This is a genomic window from Flavobacterium macacae, from assembly GCF_003865365.1.
GTDB lineage: Bacteria > Bacteroidota > Bacteroidia > Flavobacteriales > Flavobacteriaceae > Flavobacterium > Flavobacterium macacae.
Genome location: NZ_RQVR01000008.1, coordinates 19,549 through 21,338, shown reverse-complemented (window position 1 = coordinate 21,338; position 1,790 = coordinate 19,549). Strand labels below are relative to the sequence as shown.

At 51.8% G+C, this 1,790-nt stretch carries 1 pseudogene; it reads right to left on the bottom strand.

Going from position 1 to position 1,790, the window contains the following annotated elements:
* Nucleotides 1-1,790, bottom strand: a pseudogene (locus EG849_RS15715) (SprB repeat-containing protein); the annotation flags it as partial.

The following is a 1,790-nucleotide window of genomic DNA, read 5'->3' as shown; positions in this document are numbered from 1 at the left end:
ACGTTGGTCTGCGCTGTTGTTGCCGTTAGTGCCGCAGGCTGTGTTATCGTAAAGTTTCTTGTTGTTGTACAAGAGTTTGCATCCGTGATTGTTACCGTATAATTACCAGGCGTAAGTCCAGAGGCTGTCGCCGCAGTTCCTCCTGAAGGAGACCACAAGTAAGTATACGTTCCGGCACCTCCCGAAACTGCCACTGAAGCCGTTCCGTTCGATCCGCCGTTGCAAGATACGTTGGTTTGCGATGCCGCTGCTGTGATTGCATTTACAGGCTGTGTAATAGTTACGCTTTGCGTAGTAGTACATAAGTTAGCATCGGTAATTGTCACCGTGTAAGTTCCAGTTGAAAGACCTGAGGCTGTCGCTGCCGTTCCTCCTGAAGGAGACCAAGAATAAGTGTACGTTCCTGTTCCGCCTGAAACTGCCACTGAAGCCGTTCCGTTCGATCCGCCGTTGCAAAATACGTTGGTCTGCGATGCCGTAGCTGTCAGTGCCACAGGCTGCGTTATCGTTACGTTTCTTGTGGTTGTGCAAGAATTCGCATCAGTGATGGTCACGGTGTAAGTTCCTGCTGAAAGTCCTGTAGCCGTAGCTGCCGTTCCTCCAGAAGGTGCCCAAGAATAAGTATACGTTCCTGTTCCTCCTGAAGCTATAACTGAAGCCGTTCCGTTCGATCCGCCGTTGCAAGATACGTTGGTCTGCGATGCCGTAGCTGTCAGTGCAATAGGCTGCGTTATCGTTACGTTTCTTGTGGTTGTGCAAGAATTCGCATCAGTGATGGTCACGGTGTAAGTTCCTGCTGAAAGTCCTGAGGCTGTCGCTCCCGTTCCTCCTGTAGGTGACCAAGCATACGTGTACGTTCCTGTTCCGCCTGAAACTGCCACTGAAGCCGTTCCGTTCGATCCGCCGTTGCAAGATACATTGGTCTGCGATGCCGTTGCCGTTAGGGTAGCAGGCTGCGTTATCGTAACGCTTCTTGTTGTTGTACACATATTAGCATCCGTAATCGTCACCGTGTAAGTTCCTGCAGCAAGCCCCGTAGCTGTAGCTGCCGTTCCTCCTGAAGGTGCCCAAGAGTAAGTATACGTTCCGGCACCTCCCGAAGCTGTCACTGAAGCTACCCCGTTCGATCCGCCGTTGCAAGCTACGTTGGTCTGCGCTGTTGTTGCCGTTAGTGCCGCAGGCTGTGTTATCGTAACGCTTCTTGTTGTTGTACAGGAATTAGCATCCGTGATTGTTACCGTGTAAGTTCCTGCTGAAAGTCCTGAGGCTGTCGCCGCCGTTCCTCCTGAAGATGCCCAAGAGTAAGTATACGTTCCGGCACCTCCTGAAACTGCCACTGAAGCCGTTCCGTTCGATCCGCCGTTGCAAGATACGTTGGTCTGCGCTGTTGTTGCCGTTAGTGCCGCAGGCTGTGTTATCGTAAAGTTTCTTGTTGTTGTACAAGAGTTTGCATCCGTGATTGTTACCGTATAATTACCAGGCGTAAGTCCAGAGGCTGTCGCCGCAGTTCCTCCTGAAGGAGACCACAAGTAAGTATACGTTCCGGCACCTCCCGAAACTGCCACTGAAGCCGTTCCGTTCGATCCGCCGTTGCAAGATACGTTGGTCTGCGCTGTTGTTGCCGTTAGTGCCGCAGGCTGTGTTATCGTAAAGTTTCTTATTGTTGTACAGGAATTAGCATCCGTGATTGTTACCGTGTAAGTTCCTGCTGAAAGTCCTGAGGCTGTCGCCGCCGTTCCTCCTGAAGGTGCCCAAGAGTAAGTGTAAGGTCCCGTACCTCCCGAAGCGGT